The organism is Micromonospora sp. NPDC049679 (assembly GCF_040659735.1).
GTDB lineage: Bacteria > Actinomycetota > Actinomycetes > Mycobacteriales > Micromonosporaceae > Micromonospora_I.
In genome coordinates, this window is record NZ_JBFANZ010000006.1 from 163788 (window position 1) to 178670 (window position 14883).

The window sequence follows — 14883 nt, forward strand, 5'->3', positions numbered from 1 at the left end:
AGATGCAGCTCGGCCTCGTAGGGCTCGGCAAGATGGGCGGCAACATGCGCGAGCGGTTGCGCGCGGCGGGGCACGAGGTGCTCGGCTTCGACCGCAACCCGGACGTGAGCGATGTCGCCAGCGTCGCTGAGCTGGTCGACAAACTCGCCGCGCCGCGCGCCGTCTGGGTGATGGTGCCCGCGGGCGTCACCGAGGCCACCATCGACGAGCTCGCCGGTCTGCTCTCGTCGGGCGACATCATCGTCGACGGCGGAAACTCACGCTTCAGCGACGACGGGCCGCGTGCCGAGCGGCTCGCCGCGCAGGGCATCGGCTACGTCGACGCCGGCGTCTCCGGCGGCGTGTGGGGCCGGGAGAACGGCTACGCCCTGATGGTGGGCGGAGACGCCGAGCATGTGCAGCGGCTGATGCCGATCTTCGAATCGCTCAAGCCGGAGGGTGAGTTCGGCTTCGTGCACGCCGGACCGGTCGGCGCCGGGCACTACTCGAAGATGGTCCACAACGGCATCGAGTACGCCCTGATGCACGCGTACGCCGAGGGTTACGAGCTGATGGCCGCGTCCGAGCTCATCACGGACGTGCCCGGTGTGATCAAGTCATGGCGCGAGGGCACCGTCGTCCGCTCGTGGCTGCTCGACCTGCTCGACGCCGCTCTCGACGAGGACCCGCGGCTGGCCGGCCTGCGCGGCTACGCCGACGACACGGGCGAGGGGCGCTGGACGGTCGAGGAGGCTATCCGGCTCGCGGTGCCGATGAACGTCATCGCCGCCTCGCTCTTCGCCCGGTTCACCTCGCGCCAGGAAGATTCGCCCGCGATGAAGGCGGTCGCCGCGCTGCGCAACCAGTTCGGCGGGCACGCCATCCACAAGAACCCGTAGCTCGCATGTACGTCCGGCGGCTCGAACTGGTCAACTTCCGCTCCTACGAGCGCGTGGAGCTCCAGTTCGAGCCCGGCGCCAACGTGTTGATCGGTTCCAACGGGGTAGGCAAGACCAACCTGGTCGAAGCGCTGGGCTACGTCGCGACGCTCGGAAGTCACCGGGTCGCCACGGACGCCCCGCTGGTCCGGGCCGGTGCGACCTCGGCCGTGGTCCGGTGCGAGATCGCCCATGAGGGACGCGAACTCCTGGTCGAGTTGGAGATCGTGCCCGGGCGGGCCAACCGCGCACGGCTCGGCCGGTCGCCGGTGCGTCGGGCCCGCGATGTGCTCGGCGCGCTCCGGCTCGTGCTCTTCGCTCCAGAGGATCTGGAACTGGTTCGCGGTGACCCGGCAGAGCGCCGCCGTTACCTCGACGATCTGCTGGTCGCGCGGCTTCCCCGGTTCGCCGGCGTACGCGCCGACTACGACCGGGTGGTCAAACAGCGCAACGCTCTGTTGCGCACGGCGTACCTGGCCCGCAAGACGGGCGGCTCGCGGGGTGGTGACCTGTCCACGTTGGACGTGTGGGACACGCATCTCGCGCAGCACGGCGCTGAGCTGCTCGCCGGCCGGTTGGAGCTGGTCGCCGCGCTGGCCCCGCACGTGACGAAGGCGTACGACGCGGTGGCGGCCGGCAAGGGTGCGGCCGGGGTCACGTACCGGCCGTCGCTCGAGCTCGCCGAGCCCGTGCCGGACCGCGCCATGCTGGAGAGCGCGCTGAGCGCGGCGCTCGCCGACGCCCGGCCCTCCGAAGTGGAACGGGGGGTGACGCTGGTGGGGCCGCACCGCGACGATCTGACGCTCACACTCGGGCCGTTGCCCGCGAAGGGCTACGCCAGCCACGGGGAATCCTGGTCGTACGCGCTGGCGCTGCGGCTGGCCGGGTACGACCTGTTGCGGGCGGACGGGATCGAGCCGGTGCTCGCCCTCGACGACGTGTTCGCCGAACTCGACGCGGGGCGTCGGGAACGGCTCGCCGAGCTCGTCGGCGGGGCGAGTCAACTGCTCGTGACGTGCGCTGTCGCGGAAGACGTGCCGGCGGCGTTGCGGGGTGCCCGATTCGAGGTACGCGAGGGGGAGGTGTCCCGTGCCGGATGAGGACAGGCCGGAGAAGCAGGTTCCGGTGCGACCGTCGACCGAGGGGGTCGACCTGCCCCCGCCGGCGACCGGACCACAGCTCGCCCGGGCGGTCATCGACGCCGCGAAGGCTCGACGTGACGGAAACCGGCCACGACGGCGTACCCCGGGTGGGGGGTCGGGCGACGGCGAGCCGGGCACGGACGGCCAGCCCCGGCGGCGCCTGCGCGGCTACTCCGGACCGGGTCCGGATCCTCGCGATCCGCAGCTTTTCGGCGATGTGCTGAACCGGCTGATGAAGGCGCGCGGGTGGCAGCAGCCCGCGGCCGAGGCGACGGTGTTCGGCGCCTGGGAACGGGTGGTCGGGCCGGACGTGGCGAAGCACAGCCGGCCGGTGAAGCTGGAGAACGGCGAGCTGACGGTGGAGGCCGAATCTACCGCCTGGGCGACCCAACTTCGGCTGCTGGCGGCATCGCTGCTGCGACGGATCGCCGGCGAGGTCGGTCATAACGTGGTGCGCAAGCTGCACATTCATGGGCCGGCTGCGCCTTCCTGGCAGCGTGGACCGCGACGGGTGCGGGGACGTGGCCCGCGGGACACGTACGGCTGATCGTCGCGCGATCCCGCAGACGGGCGGCGTCCCAGCCCATCGACTCGCGCAGGGTGATGCGCAACTGCACCGGCCGCACCGCGAGCCCGCGCTGGCGTCCGAGCATCGCACCGGCCAGCATCGTCGCCACCGCCGCGACGGCACCGGCCAGTACGAGGGTCTGCCTCGGCCCGATGTGATCCGACAGCCACCCCAGCAGCGGCGCGCCGACGGCCGCGGAGATCGACCCGGTCACCGCCAGCGCGGCGAGCACGCGGCCGCGCATCATGCCGTCGGTGTCGAGTTGCGCGCGGGTGCCGACGGTGGTGTCGATGACCACGGCGCCGGCTGCGATCGGCAGGATCAGAGCGGCGAAGCTCCCGGTGCCGGGCGCGAGACCGGCGGTGATCTGCAGCAGGCTGGCGAGCAGGCCGACGCCCACCAGGGTGCGGTAGGTCAGTTCTCTTCGCCGCGCGGCGAAGAGGGCGCCCACGACGGTGCCGACCGCGAAGACGGTGGAGAGCGCGCCGTACCCGGAGGCGCCCGATCGGAGCGGTCCGTCACTCATCGCCGCCATGGTGACCTGGTAGTTGCGTCCCAGACTGCCGAGGACGAAGGAGAGCCCGAGCGCGGTGAGGATCACCGGCTGTCGCCGCAGGTACGCGAAGCCGGCCCGCACTCCGGCCGCGCTGCGCGCCCGGTCCGCGTCGCCCACGTCGTGGCTGTGCAGCTCCTGTTGGCGAACGGCGAGTAGGGCGAGGACGACCGCGACGAAGCTGATCGCGTTGATCGCGAAGAGTGGTGCGGGACCGGCGGCGGCGACGACGACCGCGCCGGCGCTCATGCCGAGGATGCGACCGGCCGAGTTCGTGAGCGAGCCGAGGGCGAGGGCGTTGCCGAGGGTTGCCCGGTCGACGAGAGTGGAGCCCCAGCGCCCCATGACGGGGCCCTCGATGGCGGAGACGGCGCCGCTGACCAGGGAGATGGCGTAGACCAGGGTGAGCCCGGCGCTGTCCGACCAGGCGACGGCGGCCAGGCCGGCGGCCAGCGCCGTGTGGATCACCTGGCTGGCGATCAGCAGCGGACGCGCGGGAAGTCGGTCGGCGAGAGCGCCGCCCCAGGTGCTGAGCAGCAGGGTGGGCAGCGCCTGCAGCAGCACGGCGAAGCCCATCTTCGTGGCTGACCCGGTCTCCTGCAGCACGTACCAGTTGACCCCGAGCACCTGCATCCACGTGCCGATGATCGATACGAACCCGGCGGCCGCCCAGATCCGGTAGTTGCGATGCCGCAGGGCAGCGAACGTGGTACCCATCGGCGCCGTCCGACCTCACTTTCGGACGGCGGCGCACGCGCCCACGACGTCCTGAATTCGCTGCCGGATCTCGGCAAGCGGGCGCAATTCTGGCCCCGACTGGTCGGGTTTGTGGGGACTCGGTGAGCCGGCTCACGCAGTTCAGGCGCGACGAGGACCGTCGGGGTGACCGGGCGGCGATGATCGGGGGAGAGGGTGGCGACGGTCGGTCAGGGGCGCTGCGCCGAGCGCGCCGATCCGGCGATCGGGGCTCAGAAGTCGGCGTAGACGGCGAAACCGCGGTCCGCGCAGCGGCGGTAGAAGCCGGACAGCACGGCCAGCTCGGATCGGGGGAAACTCCACTGCGGGGCGCCGCCCGACTCGTCACGCATCCCGTCGAGCCGGCTCTCCAACCAGCGCAGCTGCTGCTCCGCCAGCCGCCCGTCGGCCAGCGCCGCGCGCAGGACCGCGCCGACGCTGTCGAACGTGACGAGTTCACCGTGCGCGCCGTGTCCCTCGACGAACCGCTCCAGGCCGCCCGCGATCCAGGCGCACCCGTCGGGGTCGATGACCGGGTCCTCGTCCTCGGCCGAGGCATCTGTGGCGTAGAGCACACCCTGCAGGCCGAGGAGCAGATCGACGAGTTCGGTGTACGCCGTGGCACGTACGGTGCCGGTCTTGGCGATGTGCCCGGCCAAGGCGGCGGTCGGCGCGGCGACCGCCAGCGAGTCGGCCAGTTCGCCGAAGTCGACGAACTCCGCGGGCGCGACGGGCTCGTAGAACTGGCCGGTCCGTGGCCACTGCACGGCGACGTTGTCCAGCCCCATCGGGCGTCACCTTTCCTGACCGCGTGACCCGCCGCGCTGGGCGGGCGTGCGCTTGCTTACCGGGGTCGCCGGCTCCGAGGAACGGCGCCGCAAAGTTACGGCATGGCAAGTGGTTCGCGCGACCCCCGGGGTCCTCGTTCCGCACCGGCGGGGTTGCCGGCCACGGGCCGGCGGCGCCAAGCGCACGCCGTTGATCCGAGCCGGTGCGTGTGGGGGGAGTCGCAGCCGGCGCAGTTCGGCCGGCTACGAACCTCTGAGATGCCTCGCAAGGGTGCCGCATCCCGGTTCTCTGCGCTTCGCACAGTAGGATTGGTGCAGAGACGAGGAATGCCGCGCGGAGCGACGACATCGGGACCTTCCGGCCCGGGTCGCCAGTCCGGACGGCATTTCAGCCGATCGTGATCCGCGGGCGACCCGCGGCGACCGACGCGTCCGGACCCATCGATCATCCGACTGTACGGGGATGGTCGATCGTGGTGCCGGCCCACGTGCCTGCCGTCGTGGCCCGCCCGCCAAACCCGCGCCCCCTGCGCTCCGGCCAGGTGGTGCGAGAAAGTGGCCAGGGTGGCAGCGCAGGAGAAGCAGGAATACACCGCCGAATCGCTCACCGTGCTCGAGGGGCTGGAGGCGGTCCGCAAGCGTCCCGGTATGTACATCGGGTCGACGGGGGAGCGGGGTCTGCACCACCTGGTCTGGGAGGTTGTCGACAACGCGGTGGACGAGGCGCTCGCCGGCCACTGCGACACGATCGACGTGGTCCTGCTCGCCGACGGTGGCGTCCGGGTCACTGACAACGGCCGTGGTTTCCCGGTCGACCTGCACCCGAAGCTGAAGAAGCCGGGCGTCGAGGTCGCACTGACCGTTCTGCACGCGGGCGGCAAGTTCGACGGCAAGGCGTACGCCGTCTCCGGTGGTCTGCACGGCGTGGGCGTGTCGGTCGTCAACGCGCTCTCCGTGCGGATGGCCGTCGAGATCCACAAGTCGGGTTCCGTCTGGCGGCAGCAGTACCACAACTCCAAGCCGTCGCCGCTGGAGAAGGGGGAGCCGACGGACCGCACCGGTTCGGCGGTCTCCTTCTGGCCCGACCCGGACATCTTCGAGACGGTCGAGTTCTCCTTCGAGACGATCTACCGCCGGATCCAGGAGATGGCCTTCCTCAACCGCGGGCTGACCATCCACCTGCGCGACGAGCGCGTCCGGGAGGAAGACGGCGAGCACCGCGAGGTCACCTTCTGCTACAAGGGCGGCATCTCCGACTTCGTCCGGCACCTCAACAACTCGAAGAGCCCCATCCACAAGACCGTGGTGGAGTTCGGCGCCGAGGAAGAGGGCATGTCGCTCGAGATCGCGATGCAGTGGAACGAGTCCTACGGGGAGTCGGTCTACACCTTCGCGAACACGATCAACACGCACGAGGGTGGCACGCACGAGGAGGGCTTCCGGGCCGCGTTGACGGGCGTGGTCAACAAGTACGGGAGCGAGAAGAAGATCCTCAAGGGCGACGAGAAGCTTTCCGGCGAGGACGTGCGTGAAGGGCTCGCCGCGATCATCTCGGTCAAGCTCGCCAACCCGCAGTTCGAGGGCCAGACGAAGACCAAGCTCGGCAATACCCCGGTGAAGAGCTTCGTGCTGCGGGTCTGCAACGAGTGGCTGGTGGACTGGTTCGACCGTAACCCGGCCGAGGCCAAAACGATCATCACCAAGGCGTCGCAGGCCGCCAGGGCGCGCATCGCGGCGTCCCAGGCGCGCAAGTTGGCCCGGCGTAAGTCTCTGCTGGAGTCCGGGTCGATGCCGGGCAAGCTGGCGGACTGTCAGTCGACGGATCCGCGCGAGTCCGAGGTGTTCATCGTCGAGGGCGACTCGGCAGGGGGTTCGGCGAAGCAGGGTCGTGACCCGCGGACCCAGGCGATCCTGCCCATCCGCGGCAAGATCCTCAACGTGGAGAAGGCCCGGATCGACCGGGTGCTGAAGAACAACGAGGTGCAGGCGCTGATCACGGCGCTGGGCACCGGCATCCACGACGACTTCGACATGGAGAAGCTGCGCTATCACAAGGTCGTGCTGATGGCCGACGCCGACGTCGACGGCCAGCACATCCAGACGCTGCTGCTCACTCTGCTGTTCCGCTTCATGCGGCCGTTGGTGGAGATGGGCAAGGTCTACCTGGCGGCGCCGCCGCTCTACAAGATCAAGTGGAACCGCAAGGGTGACGACGCCCAGTACGCCTACTCCGACCGGGAGCGCGACGGCCTGATCGCGCTGCGACAGCAGAAGAAGGCGAACGCGAAGCCGGACGACATCCAGCGCTTCAAGGGCCTCGGCGAGATGAACTACCCGGAGCTGTGGGAGACCACGATGAACCCGGCGACGCGTACGCTGCGTCGGGTCACGCTCGACGACGCGGCAACCGCCGATGAGCTGTTCAGCGTTCTGATGGGGGAAGACGTCGAGGCACGTCGCTCGTTTATTCAGCGCAACGCCAAGGACGTGCGGTTCCTGGATATCTAGCGGGTGGGGCCGTGTGGCCGCCGAGTTGGGCGGATGCACGGCTCCACACAGTTATCCACAGCTTCGACGGTTTCCACAGCCGTTATCCACAGCGGAAAAACGGCTTTGAGTCTGATAAGGGTTGACAGTGACGGAAACTCCCGGGTCCTTCGATAACGAGCCGGACGTGCCGGCCGCCGGTGGCGCGGTCGTGCAGCACGACCGCATCGAGCCGGTGGGGCTCGAGGTGGAGATGCAGCGGTCCTACCTCGACTACGCGATGAGCGTCATCGTCGGGCGTGCGCTGCCGGACGCGCGGGACGGCCTCAAGCCAGTTCACCGCAAGATCCTCTACGCCATGTTCGACTCGGGCTACCGTCCCGACCGCGGCTACGTGAAGTGTTCCCGCGTGGTCGGTGACGTGATGGGTCAGTTCCACCCGCACGGCGACTCCTCGATCTACGACGCGCTCGTCCGGATGGCGCAGACCTGGTCGCTGCGCTACCCGCTCGTCGACGGCAACGGCAACTTCGGCTCCCCGGGTAACGACCCGGCGGCCGCCATGCGATATACCGAGTGCAAGCTCGACCCGCTCGCGATGGAGATGCTGCGCGACATCGACGAGGACACCGTCGATTTCCAGGACAACTACGACGGCCGGGCCAAAGAGCCCACCATCCTGCCGTCGCGCATCCCCAACCTGCTGGTCAACGGCTCCGAGGGCATCGCGGTCGGCATGGCGACCAAGATCCCGCCGCACAACCTGCGGGAGATCGCGGCGGCGGTGCAGTGGTGCCTGGAGCACCCGGAAGCGGACGAGGCGACGACCCTCGACGCGCTGATCGAGATCGTCAAGGGTCCGGACTTCCCGACCGCCGGCCTCATCGTCGGCACGACCCCGATCCAGGACGCCTACCGCACCGGCCGTGGCTCCATCCGGATGCGCGCGGTCGTCGATGTCGACGAGGACGCCAGGGGGCGCACCTGCCTGGTCGTCACCGAACTGCCCTACCAGGTCAACCCCGACAACCTGGCGGAGCGCATCGCTGAGCTGATCAAGGAAGGCAAGCTGGCCGGCATCGCGGACATCCGCGACGAGTCCTCCGGCCGGACCGGTATGCGGTTGGTCCTCGTACTCAAGCGGGACGCGGTCGCCAAGGTTGTCCTCAACAACCTCTACAAGCACACCCAGTTGCAGGAGACCTTCGGCGCCAACATGCTGGCGCTGGTCGACGGGGTGCCCCGCACGCTCAACCTCGCCCAGTTCATCCGCTACTACGTCGAGCACCAGATCGACGTGATCCAGCGGCGCACCGCCTTCCGGCTGCGCAAGGCCGAGGAGCGCGCGCACATCCTGCGGGGTCTGGCGAAGGCGCTCGACGCGCTCGACGAGGTGATCGCCCTGATCCGGCGCTCGCCGACGGTCGACGAGGCGCGCCAGGGCCTGATGCGGTTGCTCGAGATCGACGACGTCCAGGCGACGGCGATCCTCGACATGCAGCTGCGACGGCTCGCGGCACTGGAGCGACAGAAGATCGTCGACGAGCTCCTCAAGATCGAAATTGAGATCGCCGACCTGAAGGACATCCTGGCGAAGCCGGAGCGGCAGCGGCAGATCGTCTCGGAGGAGCTCGGCGAGATCGTCGCCAAGTGGGGCGACGAGCGACGCACCAAGATCGTCCCGTTCGACGGCGAGGTCTCGATGGAGGACCTCATCGCCCGCGAGGACGTGGTCGTCACGATCACCCGTACGGGATACGCCAAGCGCACCAAGGTGGACCTCTACCGTTCGCAGCACCGGGGCGGCAAGGGGGTCAGCGGGGCGACGCTGCGGCAGGACGACATCGTCAGCCATTTCTTCGTCTGCTCGACCCATGACTGGATCCTGTTCTTCACGAACAAGGGCCGGGTCTACCGGGCGAAGGCGTACGAGCTGCCCGAAGCCAGTCGGGTCGCGAAGGGCCAGCACGTCGCCAACCTGCTCGCCTTCCAGCCCGACGAGCAGATCGCCCAGATCATCGAGATCCCCAACTATCAGGTCACGCCCTATCTCGTGCTCGCCACGAGAAACGGCCTGGTGAAGAAGACGAAGCTGGAGGAGTTCGACTCCAACCGCTCGGGCGGGATCATCGCGATCAACCTGCGGGACGAGGACGAACTCGTCGGCGCGGCGCTCGCCGCCGCCGAGGACGACCTGCTGCTGGTGTCGAAGAAGGCGCAGGCGATCCGGTTCAACGCGAGCGACGAGGCGCTGCGGCCGATGGGTCGGGCGACCTCCGGCGTCATCGGGATGCGCTTCAGCGACGATGACGTGCTGCTCGCGATGGAAGTGGTCCGCGAGGGCCTGGATGTTTTGGTCGCGACGAACGGGGGGTACGCAAAGCGGACTCCCATCGAGGAATACCCGGTGCAGGGCCGGGGAGGTAAGGGCGTGCTGACCGCAAAAATCACCGAGCGGCGAGGTGGGCTGGTCGGAGCGGTCGTGATCGACCCGGATGACGAGTTGTTCGCCATCACCAGCAACGGTGGTGTCATTCGGACTCCGGTGAAGCCTGTACGGCGCACCCGCGATCGGAACACAATGGGGGTTAAGCTCATGGACCTCCCAGACGGCGTAACCATCGTGGCCATTGCTCGCAATGCCGACGAGCCTGACGAACAGGACTAGTTGATGACGGAGACACAGGCGAAGTCGGGGTCTCCCGGGACCTCGACGACCCCCGTCGACGAGGAGGCCGGTGATGCTGGGGCAGCAGCAACGGACGGTGCGGCCGTCGGCCGCGCGGCCGTTCCCGGCGACGCGCCGTCCCCCAAATTCACCCGGGCGCCCGGCATGACACCACCGCCGGAGCAGCCGCCGGCAGATGAGGGAAGCAAGCCCGAGGGCGCGAAGAAGGGGTCTGGCGTGAAGTCTCCGGTCGCGGTGGCGGCACCCGTCGTCACCAACCTGCCGCAGGACGGGCGGGGCGCGGCACAGTCCGGCTCCGACGGCGGCACCGCGTCGCCGGACGGCCCCCGACCCGTGGCCACCGCCACGGGGCGCGCGGCCGCAGGAGCCAGTTCGGTGCACACCGTTGGACAGGGGGCGGCCGCCGTCGGCGCCGCCCGGGTCACCGAGGCCGTACGCGCGGCGCGCAGCACGGTCAGTTCCGCCGCGTCCCGGGGTCCCCGCCGTGCACGGCTGAACGTGAAGCGGATCGACCCCTGGTCCGTCATGAAGTTTTCGTTCGCCGTCTCCCTGGTGCTCTTCATCGTCGTGATCGTGGCGACGTCCGTGCTCTATCTCGCTCTCGACGCGATGGGTGTTTTCAAGAGCGTCAACGGCAGCCTCACCGATCTGATCAGTGCCGGTGGGGGTGGGGCCGCGGATTCGGGCTTCAAGATCACGGCTAAGGGTGTGATCGGCACGTCCGCGCTGATCGGTCTGGTCAACGTCGTGCTCTTCACGGCGCTCGCCACGCTCAGCGCATTCATCTACAACGTCTGTGCCGACCTGGTCGGCGGGATCGAGCTCACCCTCGCCGAGCGCGACTGAACAGGCATCGCGACACCGGGGCACCGCGCAAAGCGGTGCCCCGGTGTCCGTTTTCCGGTAGCGTGCGAGACGTCGCGGCGTCGCCACACCCGGCTGCACGCACCCGGTCCGACGTGCCGGCCCCCCGAGTTGGGCGAAGGCGTCGCGGTACGGTAATCTTGCTCGGTCGCACGGGGGGCTATAGCTCAGTCGGTTAGAGCGCAGAGCTGATAACTCTGAGGTCGCTGGTTCGATTCCAGCTAGCCCCACTCCACACCCCCGGTCCGGCAGCATTCGAGCGTGAGGGGATCCGCTCCCATGATGAAGAAGCTCCTGGTCGTCGCCGGTGTGATCGGCGTTGTTGCGCTTGTTGCCAAGAAGGTCAAGGCGTCCAACGACGAGCGCGCGCTGTGGCACGAGGCCACGACGGCACCCGACCTCCGATAGTCCCGGCCCGGACTGTCACATCCCCCGAGCGGCTCCGCCCGCCAGCGGGGCCGTAGCTCAATTGGCAGAGCACTGCCTTTGCAAGGCAGGGGTTAGGGGTTCGATTCCCCTCGGCTCCACCAACCCAAACACCTGTTGACCTTGGGCAGTAGTACAGCCATTTGTACGGCCAAGAGGTCACTCTGGTTCCTCGCCGACCCGGATTTCAGCGAAGATCACCGCTCGTTGCGTTGACAGCGTGTCTACGATCGACGAATGGTGGTGGTCTCGATCACGTTGGGATTCGGCGTCGCATTGGTCGGCGGCCTGGTCGGCTATCTGGCGTGGCGGGACCGGGCGCGGCAGTCGCCCGCCGAGGAGAGTTCCGCCGGCCGCGCGGCGCGCGCCAACGCGCATCGGCACGAGGCGGAACGGCATGCCGGGCAGAGCCACCAGACAACCCGCGGTCAGGTGCACGGTCCCTGATCGACCGGGCAGGAAAACGGCAGCGAGCCATCTCGCGGACGATCCGCTGATAACGTCAGCCCGTCGCGTGGCTGGCGTCGGCGCCTGTCCCCGCACCCCCCGGACCGTGGACCGTGTCGTTTGAGACGCATCGGCAACGGTGTTCGCGACCGCTCGGTCGCGTAGGCCGCTCGGTGGACGGGGGCAACGGTGACCTCGAGCCCGCTCTCCTCAGGGAGCTGTGATGGTGACCCGATGATCGAGGCGCGTGATCTCGGCATCCAGTTCACGCGCCATCGGCTGCGGCATTTCAAGCTGCGCGAGCTGTTCATCCATGGTGGTCGACGGGAGCCGAAGCGGACCGGGTTCTGGCCGCTGCGGCACGTGTCGTTCACGGTCTCGGCGGGGGACACGGTCGGCATCATCGGGCGGAACGGCACGGGTAAGAGCACACTCTTGCGACTCATCGCGGGCGTGCTGATCCCGGACGAGGGGTCTGTCCACGTACGCGGGGCGGTAGCGCCGCTGCTGGAACTCTCCGCCGGCTTCTCCAACGACCTGACCGGACGGGAAAACCTGCATCTGGTCGGTTCGTTGCATGGTCTCAGCCGGCCATTTCTCAGGGCGAAGTTCGACGAGATCGTCGAGTTCGCCGGCGAGCAGGTGCAGAAGGCGATCGACACCCCGGTGCGGCACTACTCGTCCGGGATGAAGGTGCGGCTGGGCTTCTCGGTGATCGCCCAGTTACCGCATCCCATTCTCCTGATGGACGAGGTGATGGCCGTTGGCGACGCGGAGTTCCGCGCGAAGTGTTACGCCACGATCGAGCGGCTGCTCGCGGAGGGGCGCACGCTGGTCCTGGTCTCCCACAATGAGGGCGATCTGACGCGGTTCTGCCTCCGTGGCCTCTACTTCGACGCCGGTGTGCTGCGCGTCGACGGGACGGTGCGGGAGGCGTTGGACGCCTACCACGGTGTCCCGGCGACCTCGGGCTCCGCGGGGCCGAGCAACTGATCCTGCTGCTGGGACGGTCAGCGTGACGCTGCTGCACCGCGGGGCGGATCCGGGCGACGGAGTCCGTTCGGGGCGACCGGCCCCGGCGTTGACGTGCGCAGCTACTGGATGGGCATGACCGGCGGCGACTGGCGCCGAACGGGGAAGCGTGCGATCAAGCGGGAGCTGGGATTCGCCGGGCTGCCGCACACGCATCACGCCGGGGAGGACACGGCGGAGCTCGCGCAGGTGACGCATGCGCTGACCGACGTGCAGCGCCGCAGAGCGCAGCGGTTCGGGTGGGACGGAGAGCTGACTGGGCGCAGGTCCCTGAGCAGTGCGAAGATCGCAGGCGTGATGGGAAATCTGAAGACGGAGCCGGCCCGGAGCCGTCCCGACCTGCTGGCGCCGCCGGTGTCGGCCGCGCTGGAGCTGTGGCCTGTCGACGCGCCGGTCGACGTCGAAAACGTGCTTGTCGCCCCGATCGACGCCGCTCTCGCGGACACCGCCGCGTTCTGCGAGGCGTACGACGTGGGGCTGGAGGTGTCGGCCAACTGTGTCGTGATCGCGGGCAAGCGCGAGGGCGAGCTCCGCTATGTGGCCTGCGTCGTACTGGCGACGACGCGCGCGGATGTCAACGGTCTGGTCCGCCGTCACCTGGGTGTGCGCAAGGCGAGCTTCGCCCCGATGGCGGAGGCGGTGGAGCTGAGCGGCATGGAGTACGGCGGAATCACACCGGTCGGGCTGCCGGACCATTGGCCGATTCTTGTCGACGCACGGGTTGTCGCCGTTCCGCACGTGATCGTCGGATCGGGCGTACGGCACAGCAAGATCGTGATCCCGGGCCCCGCCCTCGGCGCGCTGCCCAACGCCCAGGTCATGGACGGCCTGGCGAAGTAGTCGGCGCGCAGCCGAGCCGGACCGGTCGGGGGACCGTGTCCGGCTCGGCTGACGACAACGATCAATACCGTTGCACGTGAAACATCAACGGTCAGACGGCACAGGAGTCGTCGGCGCACTCGCCGGCTTTCGGGGCGGCACCGGACGGTTCACCGACAGGTCGGATCACCGCGTCGGCCGCCTCACGCCGCGACACCTCGTCGAGCACGGATCGCAGCGTCTCCGGCTCCTGAGCGCCGGTGACCGCGTACTTCCCGGCGAAGACGAAGGTCGGCACGCTGGTCACGCCGAGTTCCCGGGCCGCGTCCAGTTCCCCGCGCACCTCCGCCACTCCGGCGGACGAGTCCAGGAACTCGCGTACCTCGGTCTCGTCCAGCCCGACCCCGCCGGCGAGTGTGGCAAGCGCGGACCGTGACCCGACGTCGACACCGTCGGTGAAGTGCGCCTGGTAGAGGGCGTCGATCATCTCGGCGGCGCGCCCCCGCGACGTCGCGAACCAGACCAGCCGGTGCGCGTCGAAGGTGTTGGCGCTGACGGCGTGGTCGAAGTGCAGCGTCAGGCCGGACTGGGCGGCCGCGCCGGTGGTGTGTTCAAAGATCTGTCGGGCCCGCTCGGGGCCGCCGAACTTGGCGGCGAGGGCGTCGACCAGGGGCTCCGGCTTGTGGACCGGCTGCGGGTCGAGCTGGAACGGGCGGAACCGGATCGTTACTTCGCCGTCGTAGGACTCCAAGGCCTGCTCCAGCCGGCGCTTGCCGATGTAGCACCAGGGGCAGACCACGTCCGAATAGATTTCAATCTCCACGATCGCGGCAACGTCGTGAGTCAGGCGATCTGTTCCCGGACCTGTCGCTTGAGCCGCCCGAGGATCGCGGTGCCGCCCCGCAGCCGCAGCGGGCTGATCGCCTGGGCGAGTCCCATCCGCTGATAAAGATCGTCGGGTACGGCCAGCACCTCGGCGGCGGTCGCGCCGGCCAGTCCTTCGGCGAGAATCCCCGCGAAGGCGCGGGTCGTCGGTGCCTCGAGCGGGCAGTCGAACCACAGGGTGACCTTTTCGTCAGCGGCCGAGCCGCCGTTACCCGCCGGGCCGACTTCGGCGCGGAGGAAGAACGGCGTCTGACACTCGGTCACCTGCTCCATCCCCTCGGCGGTGATCCCCGCCGGCAGCGCCGGCACCGCGTCGGAGAACTCCAGCAGCATCTCCAGCACCACGTCGCGTGGTGCGGTGGCGAACTCGTCGACGATCTCGGCCAGCTTCGGTGGCATGACGTCAGCCTACCGTCGGGGAGCGGCGCGTCGGCCGGCCGAGGCGTCGGCAGGCCCGAAAGCGTCGGCAGGTCAGTTGTTGGCGCTGGCCTCGCTGATGTCGCTCAGCGCGGAATCCGGGTCCATCAGCAT

At 69.1% G+C, this 14883-nt stretch carries 13 protein-coding genes, 2 tRNA genes and 1 pseudogene; 12 read left to right on the forward strand and 4 right to left on the reverse strand.

Going from position 1 to position 14883, the window contains the following annotated elements; genetic code table 11:
- Positions 1 to 2 precede the first annotated feature (2 nt).
- Genes gnd through AB0J06_RS06645 form a run of 3 tightly spaced genes read left to right on the forward strand, consistent with a single transcriptional unit; the run spans position 3 to position 2606 of the window.
- Positions 3 to 878: a phosphogluconate dehydrogenase (NAD(+)-dependent, decarboxylating) gene (gnd, locus tag AB0J06_RS06635; protein WP_357425359.1), complete on the forward strand. Its 876-nt coding sequence runs from the start codon at positions 3 to 5 to the stop codon at positions 876 to 878.
- A 5-nt stretch (positions 879 to 883) separates the two neighbouring features.
- On the forward strand, positions 884 to 2017 hold the full coding sequence (gene recF, locus AB0J06_RS06640) for a DNA replication/repair protein RecF (protein WP_357425361.1): 1134 nt from the start codon (positions 884 to 886) through the stop codon (positions 2015 to 2017).
- A 25-nt stretch (positions 2018 to 2042) separates the two neighbouring features.
- Complete coding sequence (locus tag AB0J06_RS06645) at positions 2043 to 2606, forward strand: DciA family protein (RefSeq protein WP_357425412.1); 564 nt, start codon at positions 2043 to 2045, stop codon at positions 2604 to 2606.
- 127 nt (positions 2607 to 2733) lie between these two features.
- Here AB0J06_RS06645 and AB0J06_RS06650 read toward each other — a convergent pair.
- Both AB0J06_RS06650 and AB0J06_RS06655 read right to left on the reverse strand, forming a co-directional pair.
- A pseudogene (locus AB0J06_RS06650) lies at positions 2734 to 3897 on the reverse strand (MFS transporter); the annotation flags it as partial.
- Between the two features lie 251 nt (positions 3898 to 4148).
- On the reverse strand, positions 4149 to 4703 hold the full coding sequence (locus tag AB0J06_RS06655; protein ID WP_357425363.1) for a hypothetical protein: 555 nt from the start codon (positions 4701 to 4703) through the stop codon (positions 4149 to 4151).
- Between the two features lie 555 nt (positions 4704 to 5258).
- Between AB0J06_RS06655 and gyrB the strand changes: the two genes are divergently transcribed.
- From gyrB to AB0J06_RS06700, 9 genes are all read left to right on the forward strand, one after another.
- The gene (gene gyrB / locus AB0J06_RS06660) at positions 5259 to 7211 is read left to right on the forward strand and encodes a DNA topoisomerase (ATP-hydrolyzing) subunit B (RefSeq protein ID WP_357425365.1); all 1953 of its coding nucleotides are present in this window, start codon (positions 5259 to 5261) and stop codon (positions 7209 to 7211) included.
- A gap of 127 nt (positions 7212 to 7338) precedes the next feature.
- Positions 7339 to 9858 (forward strand): DNA gyrase subunit A, encoded by a 2520-nt coding sequence (gene gyrA, locus AB0J06_RS06665; RefSeq protein ID WP_357425367.1) that lies wholly within the window; start codon positions 7339 to 7341, stop codon positions 9856 to 9858.
- A gap of 3 nt (positions 9859 to 9861) precedes the next feature.
- Entirely contained in the window at positions 9862 to 10725 is an 864-nt protein-coding gene (locus AB0J06_RS06670) for a DUF3566 domain-containing protein (protein ID WP_357425369.1), read from the forward strand.
- Positions 10726 to 10899: 174 nt separating this feature from the next.
- A tRNA-Ile gene (locus tag AB0J06_RS06675) sits at positions 10900 to 10973 on the forward strand.
- 49 nt (positions 10974 to 11022) lie between these two features.
- Positions 11023 to 11151, forward strand: coding sequence for a DLW-39 family protein (locus AB0J06_RS06680; RefSeq protein ID WP_357425371.1), 129 nt, complete (start codon positions 11023 to 11025; stop codon positions 11149 to 11151).
- A gap of 46 nt (positions 11152 to 11197) precedes the next feature.
- Positions 11198 to 11273: transfer RNA gene (locus tag AB0J06_RS06685), tRNA-Ala, on the forward strand.
- A 133-nt stretch (positions 11274 to 11406) separates the two neighbouring features.
- Positions 11407 to 11616: a hypothetical protein gene (locus AB0J06_RS06690; RefSeq protein WP_357425373.1), complete on the forward strand. Its 210-nt coding sequence runs from the start codon at positions 11407 to 11409 to the stop codon at positions 11614 to 11616.
- Positions 11617 to 11850: 234 nt separating this feature from the next.
- The gene (locus AB0J06_RS06695) at positions 11851 to 12609 is read left to right on the forward strand and encodes an ABC transporter ATP-binding protein (protein WP_357425375.1); all 759 of its coding nucleotides are present in this window, start codon (positions 11851 to 11853) and stop codon (positions 12607 to 12609) included.
- A gap of 336 nt (positions 12610 to 12945) precedes the next feature.
- Positions 12946 to 13488: a YbaK/EbsC family protein gene (locus tag AB0J06_RS06700; protein ID WP_357425414.1), complete on the forward strand. Its 543-nt coding sequence runs from the start codon at positions 12946 to 12948 to the stop codon at positions 13486 to 13488.
- Between the two features lie 91 nt (positions 13489 to 13579).
- Here AB0J06_RS06700 and AB0J06_RS06705 read toward each other — a convergent pair whose 3' ends face one another.
- Positions 13580 to 14290, reverse strand: a complete 711-nt coding sequence (locus AB0J06_RS06705) for a DsbA family oxidoreductase (protein ID WP_357425377.1) — start codon at positions 14288 to 14290, stop codon at positions 13580 to 13582.
- A gap of 20 nt (positions 14291 to 14310) precedes the next feature.
- Entirely contained in the window at positions 14311 to 14751 is a 441-nt protein-coding gene (locus tag AB0J06_RS06710) for a SufE family protein (protein WP_357425379.1), read from the reverse strand.
- Positions 14752 to 14883 lie beyond the last annotated feature (132 nt).

Coding starts and splice junctions, on each gene's coding strand:
- gnd (WP_357425359.1), top strand. CDS start 3: ATGCAGCTCGGCCTCGTAGGGCTCGGCAAGATGGGCGGCAACATGCGC.
- recF (WP_357425361.1), top strand. CDS start 884: ATGTACGTCCGGCGGCTCGAACTGGTCAACTTCCGCTCCTACGAGCGC.
- AB0J06_RS06655 (WP_357425363.1), bottom strand. CDS start 4,703: ATGGGGCTGGACAACGTCGCCGTGCAGTGGCCACGGACCGGCCAGTTC.
- AB0J06_RS06670 (WP_357425369.1), top strand. CDS start 9,862: ATGACGGAGACACAGGCGAAGTCGGGGTCTCCCGGGACCTCGACGACC.
- AB0J06_RS06680 (WP_357425371.1), top strand. CDS start 11,023: ATGATGAAGAAGCTCCTGGTCGTCGCCGGTGTGATCGGCGTTGTTGCG.
- AB0J06_RS06690 (WP_357425373.1), top strand. CDS start 11,407: ATGGTGGTGGTCTCGATCACGTTGGGATTCGGCGTCGCATTGGTCGGC.
- AB0J06_RS06695 (WP_357425375.1), top strand. CDS start 11,851: ATGATCGAGGCGCGTGATCTCGGCATCCAGTTCACGCGCCATCGGCTG.
- AB0J06_RS06700 (WP_357425414.1), top strand. CDS start 12,946: ATGGGAAATCTGAAGACGGAGCCGGCCCGGAGCCGTCCCGACCTGCTG.
- AB0J06_RS06710 (WP_357425379.1), bottom strand. CDS start 14,751: ATGCCACCGAAGCTGGCCGAGATCGTCGACGAGTTCGCCACCGCACCA.